Source organism: Pseudarthrobacter sp. NPDC080039 (assembly GCF_040702335.1).
Classification (GTDB): Bacteria; Actinomycetota; Actinomycetes; order Actinomycetales; family Micrococcaceae; genus Arthrobacter; species Arthrobacter enclensis_A.
Map to the genome: position 1 here is coordinate 215,421 of NZ_JBFBKY010000005.1, position 15,564 is coordinate 230,984.

Sequence of the window (15,564 nt, forward strand, 5' to 3'; positions counted from 1 at the left end):
AATACGCGCCGCGCCTCTTCATACGCGCGTCGATCGTCCCTGCGGGATAAGGGTGCCGGGGCACAACGAAGGGCCAAACCCTGGAACTATAAGCCGGCTGCTGCCGGCACCGGTCCAAGGTTTGGCCCTGTTCGTGCGCTGGGACTGGTAAATCAGGTGCCGTGCGCCGCCCCCAGCAGGCGGGCGCCCGGCAGTGTGCGGTGGTTCCTGCCTGAGCTAGACCCGCTGGGGCGAGCCCAGTTCCACCGGGTCCTCGTCCATCAGGTAGGCCAGCTCGGAGTGGGCTGCGAGGTCGATGCCGCGCAGTTCGTCCTCGGGCTTGATGCGCAGGCCGCCCATGGCCTTGTCCAGGACCTTCGCAAGGACCCAGGTGACACCGAAGGAGTAGGCCAGGACGCTGACGGTGGCGATCGCCTGGACGCCGAGCAGGTTGAAGCCGCCGCCGTACAACAGGCCGCTGACGCCGTTCGGGGCCTTGTCCGTGGCGAAGAGGCCGATCAAAAGGGTGCCAAGGATGCCGCCGACGAGGTGGACGCCCACGACATCAAGCGAATCGTCGAAGCCCAGCCGGAACTTCCACTCGATGGCCAGGGAGCAGACGGCCCCGGCGATGGCGCCGATGGCCAGGGCGCCCAGCGGGCTGACGGCGCCACAGGCCGGTGTGATGGCCACCAGCGCGGCGATCAGGCCGGACGCGGCGCCCATGCTGGTGGCGGCGCCGTGGCGGACCCGCTCCACGAGGGCCCAGGCAAGCAGGCCGGCGGAGGCTGCGACGGCGGTGTTGAGGAAGACCACGGCCGCGGACTGGCCGGCGGCGAGCGCGGAGCCGGCGTTGAAGCCGAACCAGCCCACCCACAGCAGGCCTGCGCCCACCAGGACCAGGGGACGGCTGTGCGGCTTGGCGTGTTCAACCTTGGGCCAGCCGGAGCTCTTGCCCAGGACCAGTGCCAGGGCCAGGGCGGCGGCGCCGGCGTTCATGTGCACCGCGGTGCCGCCGGCGAAGTCGATGGCCTTGATGCCGTTGGCGATCCAGCCGCCCACCGTGCTGCCGTCCGCAGAGTCGAACGCGAACACCCAGTGCGCGATAGGGAAGTAGACCACGGTGGCCCAGATGCCGGCGAACACCATCCAGGCGCCGAACTTCATGCGGCCGGCTGCCGCCCCGGCAACCAGCGCCGTAGTGACGCAGGCGAAGAACAGCTGGAATGCGGCGAACAGGATGAGCGGGATGGACGCCGAATCGTCCTTGGCGAGCATCTGCCCCATGCCGGGGAATTCGGTGACGTCACCGATCAGGCCCAGGCCGCCCACGGAGTTGCCGAAGGCCATGGAGTAGCCGAACAGTGCCCAGAGGACGGCCACCAGGCTGGCGCCGCCGAAGCACATCATCATCATGTTGAGAATGCGGCGTGACCCCACCATGCCCCCGTAAAACAGGGCCAGGGCGGGGATCATCATGCATACCAGCGCGGAGCTGGCCAAAATCCAAGCGACATTTCCCGAATCCATGGGAAACCCCTTTCGTGATGCGAAGAGAGAACGGTCGTTTGCCGTCAGAGCCGCTCTGCGGAGGGACGTGGCCGGAGAAACCACGTTCAGCGGGAGGGGCGGCTGTTGCCGTCTGATTCCAACTGTATGGCGGCAATTCCCGGGTGGGTTTCCGGTGTGTTAAATGATCGTTTCGGTCATCCGCAGGCGAGTTTCAGGAGTCCCGCAGCACGCAGGAAGTTACTGCAGGAGCCACCCGTTACGGGCGGCGCTATTTGGCGGAGACCGCCAGGAACTGGATGGGAAGGTCCAGCAGCTCCAGCGGGCCGTGCGGGCCTTCGCCATCGAGCAGCAGGGAGTCTCCGGGCTCCATGGCGTACTCGTAGGAGCCGTGGCCGTACACCATCTTCCCGGCGAGCATGTAGATGAATTCGGTGCCGGGGTGCTGGAACAGTGGAAACACGTCGCTGGCGTCCGTGAGGGTCACCAGCGTGGGCTCCAGCGCGTCCGTGCGGCCTTTGAGGGTGCCCAGCACGCGGTATTCGTGGCCGTGCTGGGTGCCGCTGCGGACGGTGAGGCTGCCCTGCCCGCTCTTGGTGAACGTAGCGTCCCGGTCCGTGTCAGCCCCGCGGAACAGTGCCGTAACGGGAACCTTCAGGCCGTCCGCCAGCCGCTGCAGCGTAGTCAGGGAACAGGAGGTGGTGGCGGTTTCGACCCGGGAAATCATCGCTTTGGAGATGCCGGTGCGGGCCGCGAGTTCGGCCGAGGAAAGACCCTGCGTGGTGCGGTAGTGCCGCACCTGCGCCGCGATGACCTGCTCCAGCCGGCCGGCCGGCTGTCCGGTTTCCTGGTCGCGGCTCACGTCGTCGCCGCGGTCTCCGGCCTGTTCGGTCATGTCAGCCATCTTAGGCGGCCCGCGGGAGGTGCCGCGTACGACGACGGCGCTAGCCAATGGTCCCCGCCTCACCAAGCAGCCCGGCGAGGGAGTCCGCCAGGGCGAGTGCCCCGGCTTCGGCGTCCCTGTCCTCGACGAGTTCGTCCGGCGAGTGCGAGATGCCGGTGGGGTTGCGGACGAACAGCATGGCGGTGGGCAGGTGCGCCGCGAGCACCCCGGCGTCGTGGCCTGCTCCGGTGTCCAGCACCGGCGCGGAAGGCAGCAGCTTTTGCAGACGGTCCCGGAGGCCGGCGTCGAAATGCACTGTGGGGCTGAGCGACTCCGCGCCCAGGACCGCCGTGCAGCCTTCCTCGGCGGCGAGGACCTGGGCGTTCAACCCGATGGCCTCCACGAGAGCCGCAGTCACCGGGTCTTCCGGGTGCCGGACGTCGATCCACAGGTCCACCCGGGAGGCGATGACGTTGGTGCCACCGGGAACTGGCTGCACGCGGCCCACAGTGGCACGGGCGTCCTTGTACTTGCGGGCCGTGTCCCGGATGGACACCATCACCTTGGCCGCCGCGATCATCGGGTCCCGGCGGTCCTTCATAAGCGTGGTGCCGGCGTGGTTCCCCTCCCCCGCGATGCCCAGCTTCCAGCGGCCGTGCCCCAGGATGGACGAGCCGATGGCCACAGGCTGGTTGAGGTCGATCAGCCCCCTCCCCTGCTCCACGTGCAGTTCCACGAACATCCCCAGCTGCTGCAGGGCCTCATAGTCGGCGCCGATGAATCGCGGGTCCTGGCCGTTCGCGGCGGCGACGTCCGCATAGGTGTTGCCGTCGGGATCCTTGAGGTTGCGGGCCTTGTCGGCGTTCAGTTCCCCGGTCAGGAGCCGCGAACCGAGACAGGCCACACCGAACCGGGAACCCTCCTCTTCAGGGAACACGGCGAGCGCCAACGGGCGCCGCGGCCGGAAATTCCTGGCCTTGAGGAGGTCGACGGCGACCAGCGCCGACGCGACACCGAGCGGGCCGTCGTACTCGCCGCCGCCAGGGACGGAATCGAGGTGGCTGCCGGTGGCGACGGCGTCCGTCCGCACTCCGGCGGCGGTGTCCCACCAGGCCCAGATGATCCCGTTGGCGTCCGTGTGCACGTCCAGCCGGCGCCGGCCGGCCTGTTCGATGAACCAGGTGCGAAGGTCCGCCTCGGCTGTGGAGAACACCGGGCGGGAGTATCCCCCGCGGCTGGTGTCGCGCCCGACGTCGGAAATGTCTTTGAGGAGGCCGGCAACGGTAGGTGCGCTGGCGGGTACCACGGGCAGCACGGGTGCTGTCTGGGAAAAGCTCACGGGGATCCGTTCTATGAGGTCAATGCTGTGGTCGATGCGCTGCGGAACCTGCCCGGAACTGTCGCGTTGCCGGTGGCCAGGTCCGCGGCCCACTGCCCGATCAGGGGCGCGAACTTGGCCCCATGACCGGAGCACGGCGAGACGATGGTGAGGTTGTCGGCCCGGTCGATGAGGAAGTCCTCGTTGGGGGTGTTGGTGAACAGGCACGTGGTTTCGGCGTAGGGTTCCGGGTCCAGGCCTGGCAGGTAGCGGCGGACGTAGTCCACCACGCGGGTGCGGTTGGCCGGGTCCACCACACCGGTCTGGGCTGCCGCGGAACGGATCCGCGGGCCGCCGTTGTATTCGGCCACCTTCTGGCCGGCGAAGCCGGCGTCGCGGCCGCCGGGAAGCCCGTAGGCCTGGATATCCGGAGCTTTATGGATGAAGGTGGGCCAGCTGGCGCCGGAAGAGCCGGAGCCCTCCCGGTAGCGGAAATGGAAGGCCTGCTCCTGGCGCACAGTGAATTCCGGGAGGGCGGCCAGGAACCCGGCCGGGAGCGGCAGGGACTCCAGCAGCTGCGGCAGCCAGCCGCCGGCGCTGACCACCAGGTTGCCGGCGTCGAGCGTTTCCCTGGTGGAGGAATGCAGCCGGTAGCCGGCGCCCCCCAGCCGTTCCACCCGCTCCAGGCGCCAGCCGGTCAGGACCCTCGCACCGTTCCGGACCGCGAGCGCCACCATGGCATTGACGGACGTTTCGGCGTCGATCACGCCTGCACCGGGGTGCCAGAGGACCTCGGTGTCGAATGCGATCTGGGGCCAGCGGGACCGGGCCTCGGCGGCGGACAGCAGCTCGTGGTCCACGCCGGCGCCTGCCAATACGTCAGCGAGCTGCGCCGGGTTGCGCTTCGGGCCATAGTCCACGGCGCCGACGGGGGTGACCAGATCCTTGCCGGCTTCCAGGGCGAGCCCGTCCCAGAGCGCCTTCGAATCCTGGACCGCCTGGGTGTAGAAGGGGTCCGGGTAGGCGTAGCGGAAGATCCGGGCGGAGCCGTGCGAGCTGCCGTCGTGCGCCGCCGGGATGTCGCGTTCCAGGAGGGTGACCTGGTGGCCGCTGGCGGCGAGCTGCCAGGCTGTGGCGGCACCGGCCAGGCCGGCGCCCACCACCACATAGTCGGAGGACTCCGCCATCAGAAGCTCCCCTGCACTCCGGGGATCCAGCTGGTCCCGGCCAGCGGCACCCGGGCCATGGCGGAGGCCTCGATGGTCAGCGCCACCAGGTCTTCCGGCTCGAGGTTGTGCAGGTGCGACTTTCCGCAGGCCCGGGCGATGGTCTGGGCTTCCATAGTGAGAACGCGGAGGTAGTTGGCCAGGCGGCGTCCCGCCGCCACCGGGTCCAGGCGGGAGGAGAGTTCGGGGTCCTGGGTGGTGATGCCGGCGGGGTCGCGGCCGTCCTGGAAGTCGTCGTAGAACCCGGCGGCAGAGCCCAGGGCCGAGTATTCGGCGGCGTAGCGGGGGTCGTTGTCGCCGAGGGCAATCAGCGCGGCGGTTCCGATGGCGACGGCGTCCGCGCCCAGGGCCATGGCCTTGGCGACGTCGGCGCCGGTGCGGATGCCGCCGGAGACGATGAGCTGGACCTTGCGGTGCATTCCGAGTTCCTGCAGCGCCTGGACGGCCTGCGGGATGGCGGCGAGGGTGGGAATGCCCACGTTTTCGATGAACACCTGCTGCGTGGCCGCGGTGCCGCCCTGCATGCCGTCCAGCACCACCACATCGGCGCCGGACTTCACGGCCAGCGCGGTGTCGTAATACGGGCGTGAGGCACCAATTTTGACGTAGATGGGGGTCTTCCAGTCGGTGATTTCGCGCAGCTCTCCGATCTTGATCTCGAGGTCGTCCGGCCCGGTCCAGTCCGGGTGCCGGCTGGCGGAGCGCTGGTCGATGCCCACCGGCAGGGTGCGCATCCCGGCCACGCGTTCGGTGATTTTCTGGCCCAGCAGCATGCCGCCGCCGCCGGGTTTGGCGCCCTGGCCCAGCACGATTTCAATGGCGTCCGCCTTGCGGAGGTCGTCCGGGTTCATGCCGTAGCGGGAGGGCAGGTACTGGTACACCAGGTGCTTGGACTGGCCGCGCTCCTCAGGGGTCATGCCGCCGTCGCCCGTGGTGGTGGAGGTGCCCACCTCTGACGCGCCGCGGCCCAGCGCTTCCTTGGCGTTGGCGGACAGCGCGCCGAAGCTCATGCCGGCGATGGTCACCGGCGTGGCCAGGTGCAGCGGCCGGCTGGCGTACCGGTCGCCGATGACGACGTCGGTATCGCACTTTTCGCGGTAGCCCTCCAGCGGGTAGCGGGACATGGAGGCGCCGAGGAAGAGCAGGTCATCAAAGTGCGGGACCTTGCGCTTGGCGCCCCAGCCGCGGATGTCGTAGACACCGGTGGCCGCGGCGCGCTGGATGTCGGCGATGGTGGCGCGGTCGAAGGTGGCTGACTCGCGCAGGCCCAGCTCAGCGATGTTTGCGGGTGCTGCGGCGGGAGCCTGGGCAGGAACCGGAATGGAGGTGATGGTCATTGGGGGCCTCCTAGTAGGCAGTCGAGTTGTCGACGTGGAAGTGGTAGAGGTTCCGGGCGGAGCCGTAGCGCTTGAAATCGGCCGGGTTGTCGGTGCGGCCCGCGGCGGCCAGCAGGTCCGCGAGCTCGGCCAGGTGCTCGGCTTTCAGCGGCTTTTCGATGCAGTCGGCGCCCAACGAAGCGACACTGCCCTTGACGTAGATGCGGGCCTCGTAGATGGAGTCGCCCAGGGCATCACCCGCATCGCCGCAGACCACCAGCCGCCCGGCCTGGGCCATGAACGCGGACATGTGGCCGATGTTGCCGCCCACCACGATGTCCACGCCCTTCATGGAGATCCCGCAGCGGGCGCCCGCGTTGCCGTCGATGACCACCAGGCCGCCGTGGCCGGTGGCGGCCGCGGACTGGGAGGCGTCGCCCTTGACGTGGACGGTGCCGGACATGATGTTCTCGGCGAGCCCGACGCCGGCGTTTCCGGTGATCTTCGCTGTCCCTTTTTGGTGCATCCCGGCTGCGTAGTAGCCGGCATGGCCTTCGATGGTGACCGAGACGTCGGAGTTGATGCCGACGGCCAGGCTGTGCTTGCCGCCGGGGTTGGTGATGGTCCAGGACTGGCCGTCGGCGGCCTGGTGCAGGGCCTGGTTCAGGTCGCGGACCGGGGCTCCGGCGAGGTCGACGACGGTGGGGCCGTCCAGTGCGCGGGCAGTGGCTTCGGGGGCTGTCAGAGTGACCATGTGTAGACCTTTCCGGGTTCCGGTTCAAAGATGCGGGCGTTGTCGATGCCGGGCAGGGCCGCCAGGGCACGGTATTCGGAGGCCATGGCCACGTAGTCGTTGGTTTCGGCGATGATGGCGGGCTTGCAGGCGATGGGGTCGCGGACCACGGCCATACTGTCCGCCGTGGCGACCACCAGCGTGTAGAAGCCGTCCAGGACCTTGCCCAGGTTCACCAGGGCCTCTTCGAGGGTGTCGCCCAGCTGCAGCCGGGAGGCGACATAGCGGGCGCCCACCTCGGTGTCGTTCTCGGAATCGAACACCACGCCTTCGCGCTTGAGCTCACGGCGGACGGTGGCATGGTTGGAGAAGGAGCCGTTGTGCACCAGGCAGAGGTCGTCGGCCACGGAGAAGGGGTGCGAGCCGCCGGCGGTGACGGCGGATTCGGTGGCCATCCGCGTGTGGGACAGGCCCTGGCTTCCGGCCATCGCTTCCAGCCCGTGCTCGGCGGCGATCTCCATCGGGTGGCCCACGCTCTTCATCACGGCAACGTGCCCGCCGCGGCCGATGACGGTGGCGGCGGGAAGGGTTTCGCTGACGGCCTTCACCAGGAGGTCGGTGCCGACCGCGGCGCTCACCAGGGTGGTGTCACCCACCACCTGCACGGCTGCTGCCGCACCGGACGGCAGGAGCGCGGCGACGCCTGCGGTGATGTCCGCCGTCGTCATTCCCTGGTCCCTGCCGAGCAGGCTCAGGGTGGACGCGCCGGGGGTGACCAGGCCGGGGGTGTTGTAGACGGCGAGGCCGGCGGAGTCGGGTCCGCGGTCCACGATCTGGCAGAGCATTGAGGACAGCAGGCTGCCCATCTGGGGGTGCAGCGAGGGATTGCGCAGCTGCAGCGCGGCGATTCCGCACATGGTGGGAGTCCTTTACTTCGCAGGGATCAGATGGAGGTCAAATAGGTTCGGATTTCCCAGTCGCTGACCTGGTTGTGCCAGCTGAGGAATTCCTCTTCTTTGGCGTCCGAGTAGTAGGTCCCGATGTCGGGGTCGCCGCTGAGGCTGGCCAGGATCACGGGGTCCTTCCGGAGCGCCTCAACGGCGTGCAGCAGCGTGGCGGGAAGCAGGTGCGCGTCCGGCTTGGACTCCCCCGGCCCGGACGGCGGCCCCGGGTCGAGGGACTTCTCCACCCCATCCAGGCCGGCCGTGATGGCGGTGGCGATGGCAAGGTACGGGTTGGCCGACCCGTCGCCGGAGCGCAGCTCGATCCGCTTGCTGTCCGGCACGCGGATCATGTGGGTGCGGTCGTTGCCGCCAAAGGATGCCTTCCGCGGCGACCAGGTGGCACCGGAGGAGCTGGTGGTGGCGCCGGAGCGCTTGTAGGAGTTGACTGTCGGAGCCAGGAAGGCCTGGAGCGCCGGTGCGTGGTCCAGGATGCCGCCAATGAAGGAATAGGCGAGGCTGGAGAGCCCAAGGCCGCGTTCGTCGTCGTCCGTTCCCTCCCCCGCCGGGAACAGCGCATCCGCACCCGACCACAGGGACAAGTGGAAGTGCAGCCCGGTGCCTGTGCGGTCCGTGAACGGCTTGGGCATGAACGTGGCCGTCATCCCGCGCTGCTCGGCCAGGATGTTCAGGATGTAGCGGAGCGAGACAACCCGGTCCGCGGTGGTGAGGGCGTCCGCGTAGTTGAAGTTCTGCTCGAACTGGCCGGCGGCGTCCTCATGGTCGTTGGCGTAGTTGCCCCATCCCAGCGAATTCATCGCGTCGCTGATGGACGTGAGGTGTTCGTACATCCGGGTGACGCCGCGGGCGTCGTAGCAGGGGCGGGGCGAATCGTCCCGGGTATCGGCGGTACTCAGCGTCCCGTCGTCGTTCTTCTTTACCAGGAAGTACTCCACCTCGGCGCCGACCTTTGCCTGCATACCCTTGTCCGCCAGGCGGGCCAGCGCATTCTTGAGGATGACGCGCGGGGCGTAGGGCCACGGTTTGCCGTCCACGTGCGGGTCGCAGTGGATGATGGCCAGGCCCTCCCTGATGAAGGGGACCGGGGTGAACGAGGAGAGGTCGGGGACAGCGATCAGGTCCCCGTCCTGCGGCTTCTGGCCGATGAGGCCGGCGGCGTAGCCTGCGAAGCCCATGGCGCCTGCTTCGAGTTCGCCGGCGGCTTCGACGGGGACCAGCTTGGCGCAGGGCTTGCCGGTCATGTCCACGAAGGTGGCCAGGAGGAAGCGGACGTCATGGGCCCGGGCGATGTCCGCCAGGGTGATGCTTTCCGCCAGCGGTGACGGCGCCTGCCCGGCAAGGCCGGGGGCGGGGGTTACAGCAGGGGTTGCGACACTGGTCATCGAAACATTCCCGTCCGGGTTGGTGTTAGCTAAGAGTAAACCTTGTTGCATCAGATTAGCCAAAAGCACATTTCCGTTGTCCGGCGCGCAGGTTAATTGCATGTTTCGCGGAATGCCGGGTACGGATCCGTCACGCCAGGCATGCTTTTGCGGGAGCGCCCGGGACGGAACCGCGGGTTCGCGCGGGCGGCGTGCAAAGGCCGGGCGGAAAGAATGCTCCACGTGACGACGCCGACGGACCAGCCTGCAAGGAAGAGGTAGCCCTTTGACCAGCGATCAGTTCCGCGGCCAGCAGCCGCCCACGCCAGGAGAGTCCCCTGACCAGGAGTTACGGGTGGGCGTCGTGGGCATCGGGTGGGCCGGGCAGCAGCACCTGAAGGCCTACTCCGGCCTTCCCGGCGTCCGGATTGCCTCAGTGGCAGGAATGGAGCAGGAACTCCGGAACTCCCTGCAGGCCGAGTATTCCATCCCGAATGCCTTCGCCGACTGGCAGGACATGCTGGACCACGGCGGCCTGGATGCGGTGAGCGTGGCAGTGCCTACCTTCCTGCATGCACCCATCGCCATCGCCGCCCTGGAACGGGGAATCCACGTCCTCAGCGAGAAGCCCATTGCACGCAACGCCGCGGAGGGCCGGGCCATGGTGGACGCTGCCCGCAAAGCCGGCCGCGTCCTGGACGTTACCTTCAACCACCGCCGCCGGGGCGATATCAAGGCGCTCAAGGAAGTGATCGACGGCGGCGGGCTGGGCCGGCCCTACTATGCGAAGGCTTCGTGGCTGCGGCGTTCCGGCATTCCCACGCTGGGCAGTTGGTTCACCAACCCGGAGCTGGCCGGCGGCGGCCCGCTGGCTGACATCGGCGTCCACGTGCTCGACTTCGCCCTGTACCTCCTGGGCGAGCCCAAGGTGGTGGCAGTTTCCGCGGCCACCCACTCCGAGCTGGGGCCTCGCGGACGGGGCGGCGGAAGCCGGTTCACGGCCCAGGCGTCCAGCCACGCGTTCGAAGTGGAAGACTTTGCCTCGGCGTTCCTCCGGCTGGAGGGGGGCGCCACACTCCTGGTGGAGGCCAGCTGGGCCGCCTACCGGGAGACGGACGACCAGCTGGACTTCACGGTGTACGGGACCGACGGCGGAGCCGAACTCAGGGCGCATGGGGCACCATTCCCCCCGGTGGGCCAGCTGCGGGTGTTCACCGACCGGGATGGTGAATCCGCGGACTACCTGCCCCCTGTCCTGCCGGGCCGTGCGCATGATGCGGTGGTGGAGGATTTTGTCACCGCAGTCCGCGGTGGCCCACCGGAATGGGCCAGGCATGACGGATCCCTGGCGTTCTACCGGGCACAGATCATCGACGCGTGCTACCAGTCGGCTGTGGAGCAAAGGGAGGTTCGGCTGTGACAAACGGCAAACCCAGGATCCTGGTCTGGAATGAGGGCGTCCACGAGGCCAACAACCAGCCGCCCCACATCGGGGATATGTACCCTGACGGCATCCATGGAGCCATCGCTGCAGGGCTTCGCTCCCACCTTCCGGACGCGGACATCACGACGGCGGTCCTCGCCACCGATGACGAGCACGGACTGGGTGAGGAGGTGCTCGCCCAGACGGACGTCCTGCTCTGGTGGGGCCATGTGGCGCACGCCGAGGTGGGCGACGCCGTCGTCGAGCGCATCCACCGCCACGTGCTGGGCGGGATGGGCTGATCGTGCTCCACTCCGGGCACTTTTCGAAGATCTTCACCAAACTGCTGGGCACCAGCTGCTCGCTGGCGTGGCGGAACGACGGCCAGCGGGAGCTGGTGTGGACCGTGAAACCCTCGCACCCCATCGCCGAAGGCGTGGACAGCCCCATCGTCATCCCGGAACAGGAGATGTACGGGGAACTGTTCGACGTTCCTGACCCTGACGACCTGATCTTCATCAGCTCCTTCGCCGGGGGCGAGGTGTTCCGGTCCGGTGTCACGTTCACCCGCGGCAAGGGCCGCATCTTCTACTTCAGCCCCGGCGACCAGGAGTACCCCGTGTACCACCATCCGCAGATCCAGCGGGTCCTGGCGAACGGGGTACGCTGGGCCGCGCAGCCCGGCCTGGACCGCTCGGCCCCAAGCGTCAGCAACCCTCCGCGGGAATGGTTCCAGGAAGAAAAGCATCATTGACATGCACTGCGCCTGGGAGCAGATTGAGATCGTCGCATGCGGGGTTCGGCAGGTTCTGTAGGGGCACCACCCACCCTGCCGGCCCTATTCTCCCGGGGCCCCACCCTGGACGAACTCAATAACCACTCCTTTTCAGGAGCCAGCAATGCCTGCAGTAACGGTCACGAACCTCGAATCCAAATCCTTCAACGAACCCGACGAAAAGCGCCGCCCGCCCAAGACGCAGGTGGATGTGGTCAACATTGGCGGCGCCACGCTTGGCCGGTTCACCTTCGAGCCCGGCTGGCGGTGGTCCGAGACAGTCAAAACCGTCGTCCACACCGACAGCTGCCAGAACAACCACCTCGGCTTCTGCACGGCCGGAACCCTCACGGTTGAACTGACCGACGGAACCCGGAAGACCATCCACGCGGGGGACGCCTACTCAATTCCTGCCGGCCACGACGCCTGGGTGGAAAACGACGAGACGTTCGTTGGCTATGAAGTCATGAGTGCGGCCGAGTACGCGAAGCCCGCCTGACCTTGGGGTTCAGCGCCAAGAACCAGGAAAGGGAGGTCCGCAAGGGCCTCCCTTTCCCGCTGCCGCGGCCCTACGGTTGAGGGGACACAACGATCGGAGAGCAATGAGAGTCACCGTCATCGGCGGCAGCGGCCACATCGGTTCGTTCCTGGCCCCCCGGCTGGTCCGGGCGGGCCACGACGTCACCAACATCAGCCGCGGCACCAGCAAGCCCTACACGGACGCCCCGGAATGGCAGCAGGTGCACCACGTCACCGCAGATCGGGAGGCGGAAGACAGGGGCGGGACCTTCGGGGACCGGGTGGCAGCGCTGAAGCCCGACGCCGTGGTGGACCTGGTTTGCTTCACCCTGGACTCGGCAATGTCGCTGGTTCAGCGGCTGCGCGGGGAGGTGGGCCACCTGCTGCACTGCGGCTCCGTCTGGCGCTACGGGCACAGCCTCAAGCTGCCCATCAGGGAGGGATCAGACTCGGCTGCTGCGCCGTTTGGCGAGTATGGAATCCAGAAGAACAGGATCGCCCTGATGCTGAAGGAGGAAACGGCGCAGGGCGGCCCGCCCACCACCACCCTGCACCCGGGCCACATCGTAGGCCCGGGATGGCACCCCATCGGCCCACTGGGAAACCTCGACCCCCGCGTCTGGCAGACCATCTCCGCCGGCCAGCCCCTCCGGGTTCCCGGCAGCGGTGCGGAGCTGATGCACCACGTTCACGCCGACGACGTAGCCCAGGCCTTCGAAAAGGCCATCGCGCGGCGGGACGCGGCAACCGGTGAGGACTTCAACATTGTCGCGCCCACGGCCCTCACGGTCCGCGGCTACGCAGACATTGCGGCGGCCTGGTTTGGGCACGCCGCCGTGCTGGAGACTGTTTCCTGGGAGCGGTTCCGCGAGGACACCTCCAGGGAGTACGCGGAATCGAGCTGGGGCCACCTCTATCGGAGCCAGTGCTTCAGCATCGACAAGGCCGCCACGGTGCTGGGCTATGCGCCGCGGTACGAGCCCGAGCAGGCCATCTTCGAATCCATCCAATGGCTTGTCGAGCACGAACAGCTGCACGTCGCCCGCGCCTTGGGAGTCCCCGCCGGCTGATCCGGCGGACCTACACAGCCAGCCGCCTGACCCGCGCCACCAGAGTGGCGGCGAGCAGCGCCGTCGCCAGTTCCACGCCGATCACCAGCAGCAGCTGTGCGCTTTCTCCCGGGCCGGCAACAGCTGACGACGTCGATGCGCCGCCATGTACGTGCCCGGCACCACCGCCGAGCAGCAGGACGGCGTGCAGTGCGGCCATGGCTACGGCGGCAGTGGTGACCTGGCGCAGGGCGCCTGCCCGGCTGTGCCGCCAGATATGGACGGTGCACGGAAGACAGACGGCGGCGAGGGCCACCATCAGGACGCCCAGCCATACTGCGTGGTGACCGGACACGGCCAGCCACACGTGGGCCGCGCAGGAAACGGCGGTGACCACGGCGACCAGCCGGGGATGCAGGACCGGACCGTTGGCACGGAACCGTCCTGCCGCCGTCGTACTCCCCGCCGTGGCTGCAGCGAGGCTAGTGGCAGCCACCGCTGCCGCCCTCACTGTGGCAGGACGACGCCTGCTGGTTGGGGTTGGCGGGCACGTCCAGGACCGGGCTGCGGTCGAAGAAGCCCTCGGGCCGCAGTTTGAAGCCCACCGTGTCCACCGGCATGATCGGCCAGTCCTCCATCCGCGGGAAGTGGGTCAGGCCGAATGTGTGCCACACGACGATGTCCTGGCCGTCGATGTCCCGGTCCTGCGCCACGTAGGCGGGCAGCCCCGCGCCACCGGCGTGCTGGTTGACGAAGTCGCCTGTGGGGTACTTCTCGTCCTCGGCGTACCGGGTGACCCACAGGTCCTTGGTGGCAAAGGCGGCACGTCGGGCAATGGAGGAGCCCGGGTCCGCCAGCAGCGTGGGCTGGTTGTGCGAGTGGAGCTTGTAGCCCACGGGCTCGCCCAGTCGGTTGCGTGATTCCGGGTTGGAGATGATCCAGGTACGCCCGGCCCTTGCGTCGGCTTCCCGGACGGCTTCCGATTCCCGGGCCAGCAGGTTGCGCTTGCGGGAGAAGGCGTTGCCTCGTTCATTGCCGGGCCCCATTGCCTGCCGGACCACGTCCTCTTCCTCCACCCGGTTCGTGAACCCGTCGATGGCCATGTCCAGCCGGGCGCTGAAAAGGTGCTGGTGGAAGGGCGCGCCCAGGCCCGGGGCGAGCTGGGAGATGTTGTCCGAGCCGCCCTCGGGGAACGCCGAGGTGAAGACGATGCCGGTTGCCTTGGCTTCGAACTCGATGGTGCCGTCAAGGTAGAGGTACCAGTAGAAGCCGTAGTCGTAGTTGCCAATGGTGGTGAAGAAGGAGATCACCAGGCGGCGGTTGCGGCGGGTGTAGGTGACGCCGCTCCACAGATCGGAGTGCTTGGAGAGGATGCTCCAGTCCTCCTCGTGCATGCAGATGCCGTTGCGGATCTCCCGCGGGTTGCCGAACGCGTCGCTGATCACCGGGCTCAGGTACGTGATCTCGCCAAGGCAATCGCACCCGAGCTCCAGCGAGTTGGCGTACTGGCCCACCAGGTATTCACCGGTGTCGAAGTAGTTCTGCCAGGACCGGATGGGTGACGGGTCGCCGTAGGGCACCACCATTTCGGCAATGGACGCGCGGTTGATGATGGGCCGCTTCCGGCCGCCGTCCTGGAAAGCCAGGTTGTGCAGGACCACCCCTTCGCGGACATCGAACCCCACGTCCACGCTCCACTTTTCCCACTCCACATGGTTGCCGCCCGTGACGGTGAAGCTCGGCCCCTGCGGCTGGGTGATGCTGATGGGCTTCTGGGTTTGGCGTACCGGGCCGGTCAGTTCGGGATCGGTGTAGTTGCCGTGCTCGGCCGGGATGGGCATGGCGCCGAGGTCGATCACCTGGGTGACGTCCTTGCTGACCACATCCACATAGGCCACCAGGCCGTCCACCGGATGTGCCCACGCACTGTCTTCCGGGAAGTCCTGGACGAACGCGAGCCCACGCAGGATGCGGCGTCCCTTCTCCTCCGTGTACTCGAAGACGCCCGCCGACAGCGGGGCAACACGGACCTTTTCGACCTGGAGGCCCCGCGCAGCAAGCGCGGCGAGCCAGCGCTCATCGGTGGCCAGAAGCGACTCCACCACCTCGAACTCCTCCTCCAGGACCGGGAGTTCGCCGGTCATGGCAGTGTCGAGTTCGACGGCGGAGAGCACTTTCTGCTGCGTGGTGGAGACCACCACGTCGCGCGGCGCAGCCCCGGAGACGTCGTGGATGAAGGCCCGGAACCGGCGGTCCGCCGCCTGCGGGTCCGCTTCCCGGGACGGGTCCAACAGCCCGAGATAGGCGATCCGATGCCCGGGGCCCAGGTGGCCTGCCGACTGCAGGATGGAGCGGACGTCCAGGATTTCCTCCGCGGAGGCCAGGCGGAAGGCTGAGGCGGTTTCGGTGGGTGCAAGAGTCATGGGAGAACCTTTGTCCGGGCCGTGTCCGGCCACTGGTTTATTTTCTATAGTTGTAGAGAATAAGCTTTAAGTAAGATGGCTCACAAGG

General features: G+C 67.9%; 13 protein-coding genes and 1 pseudogene. 4 read left to right on the forward strand and 10 right to left on the reverse strand.

Features of this window, described 5'->3' with window-relative positions; all coding sequences use genetic code 11:
- Window positions 1-216 precede the first annotated feature (216 nt).
- The 8 genes from AB0313_RS08590 to glnT form a co-directional block, all read right to left on the reverse strand.
- Window positions 217-1,509: an ammonium transporter gene (locus AB0313_RS08590; protein WP_141945477.1), complete on the reverse strand. Its 1,293-nt coding sequence runs from the start codon at window positions 1,507-1,509 to the stop codon at window positions 217-219.
- Between the two features lie 250 nt (window positions 1,510-1,759).
- Window positions 1,760-2,383: an XRE family transcriptional regulator gene (locus AB0313_RS08595; RefSeq protein WP_141945475.1), complete on the reverse strand. Its 624-nt coding sequence runs from the start codon at window positions 2,381-2,383 to the stop codon at window positions 1,760-1,762.
- A gap of 49 nt (window positions 2,384-2,432) precedes the next feature.
- Window positions 2,433-3,710: an allantoate amidohydrolase gene (locus AB0313_RS08600; protein WP_366304868.1), complete on the reverse strand. Its 1,278-nt coding sequence runs from the start codon at window positions 3,708-3,710 to the stop codon at window positions 2,433-2,435.
- A gap of 11 nt (window positions 3,711-3,721) precedes the next feature.
- Complete coding sequence (locus AB0313_RS08605; RefSeq protein WP_366304870.1) at window positions 3,722-4,876, reverse strand: FAD-dependent oxidoreductase; 1,155 nt, start codon at window positions 4,874-4,876, stop codon at window positions 3,722-3,724.
- On the reverse strand, window positions 4,876-6,252 hold the full coding sequence (locus AB0313_RS08610) for an FMN-binding glutamate synthase family protein (RefSeq protein ID WP_366304872.1): 1,377 nt from the start codon (window positions 6,250-6,252) through the stop codon (window positions 4,876-4,878). The genes AB0313_RS08605 and AB0313_RS08610 overlap by 1 nt, the downstream gene beginning before the upstream one ends.
- Before the next feature lie 10 nt (window positions 6,253-6,262).
- Window positions 6,263-6,985, reverse strand: coding sequence for a protein glxC (locus AB0313_RS08615; RefSeq protein WP_366304874.1), 723 nt, complete (start codon window positions 6,983-6,985; stop codon window positions 6,263-6,265).
- A complete protein-coding gene (locus tag AB0313_RS08620) occupies window positions 6,973-7,881 on the reverse strand; it encodes a glutamine amidotransferase (RefSeq protein WP_366304876.1) in 909 nt (302 codons plus the stop codon). The genes AB0313_RS08615 and AB0313_RS08620 overlap by 13 nt, the downstream gene beginning before the upstream one ends.
- A 26-nt stretch (window positions 7,882-7,907) precedes the next feature.
- Window positions 7,908-9,308, reverse strand: coding sequence for a type III glutamate--ammonia ligase (gene glnT / locus AB0313_RS08625; RefSeq protein ID WP_366304878.1), 1,401 nt, complete (start codon window positions 9,306-9,308; stop codon window positions 7,908-7,910).
- 265 nt (window positions 9,309-9,573) lie between these two features.
- On the opposite strand from glnT, the gene AB0313_RS08630 reads away from it, so the two are divergent.
- From AB0313_RS08630 to AB0313_RS08645, 4 genes and pseudogenes are all read left to right on the forward strand, one after another.
- Complete coding sequence (locus tag AB0313_RS08630) at window positions 9,574-10,707, forward strand: Gfo/Idh/MocA family oxidoreductase (RefSeq protein ID WP_366304879.1); 1,134 nt, start codon at window positions 9,574-9,576, stop codon at window positions 10,705-10,707.
- A pseudogene (locus AB0313_RS08635) lies at window positions 10,704-11,464 on the forward strand (ThuA domain-containing protein). Before AB0313_RS08630 ends, AB0313_RS08635 begins: the two are co-directional and overlap by 4 nt.
- Before the next feature lie 145 nt (window positions 11,465-11,609).
- Window positions 11,610-11,984 carry a cupin domain-containing protein gene (locus tag AB0313_RS08640; RefSeq protein WP_141945458.1) on the forward strand — a complete coding sequence of 125 codons (375 nt, stop codon included), beginning with the start codon at window positions 11,610-11,612 and terminating at the stop codon, window positions 11,982-11,984.
- 103 nt (window positions 11,985-12,087) lie between these two features.
- Window positions 12,088-13,074 (forward strand): NAD(P)-dependent oxidoreductase, encoded by a 987-nt coding sequence (locus AB0313_RS08645; RefSeq protein WP_366304881.1) that lies wholly within the window; start codon window positions 12,088-12,090, stop codon window positions 13,072-13,074.
- A 10-nt stretch (window positions 13,075-13,084) separates the two neighbouring features.
- Here the strand turns inward: AB0313_RS08645 and AB0313_RS08650 are convergent, their stop codons facing one another.
- On the reverse strand, window positions 13,085-13,549 hold the full coding sequence (locus AB0313_RS08650; protein ID WP_366304883.1) for a hypothetical protein: 465 nt from the start codon (window positions 13,547-13,549) through the stop codon (window positions 13,085-13,087).
- Window positions 13,536-15,476 carry a primary-amine oxidase gene (locus AB0313_RS08655; RefSeq protein ID WP_366304885.1) on the reverse strand — a complete coding sequence of 647 codons (1,941 nt, stop codon included), beginning with the start codon at window positions 15,474-15,476 and terminating at the stop codon, window positions 13,536-13,538. The genes AB0313_RS08650 and AB0313_RS08655 overlap by 14 nt, the downstream gene beginning before the upstream one ends.
- Between the last annotated feature and the right edge of the window lie 88 nt (window positions 15,477-15,564).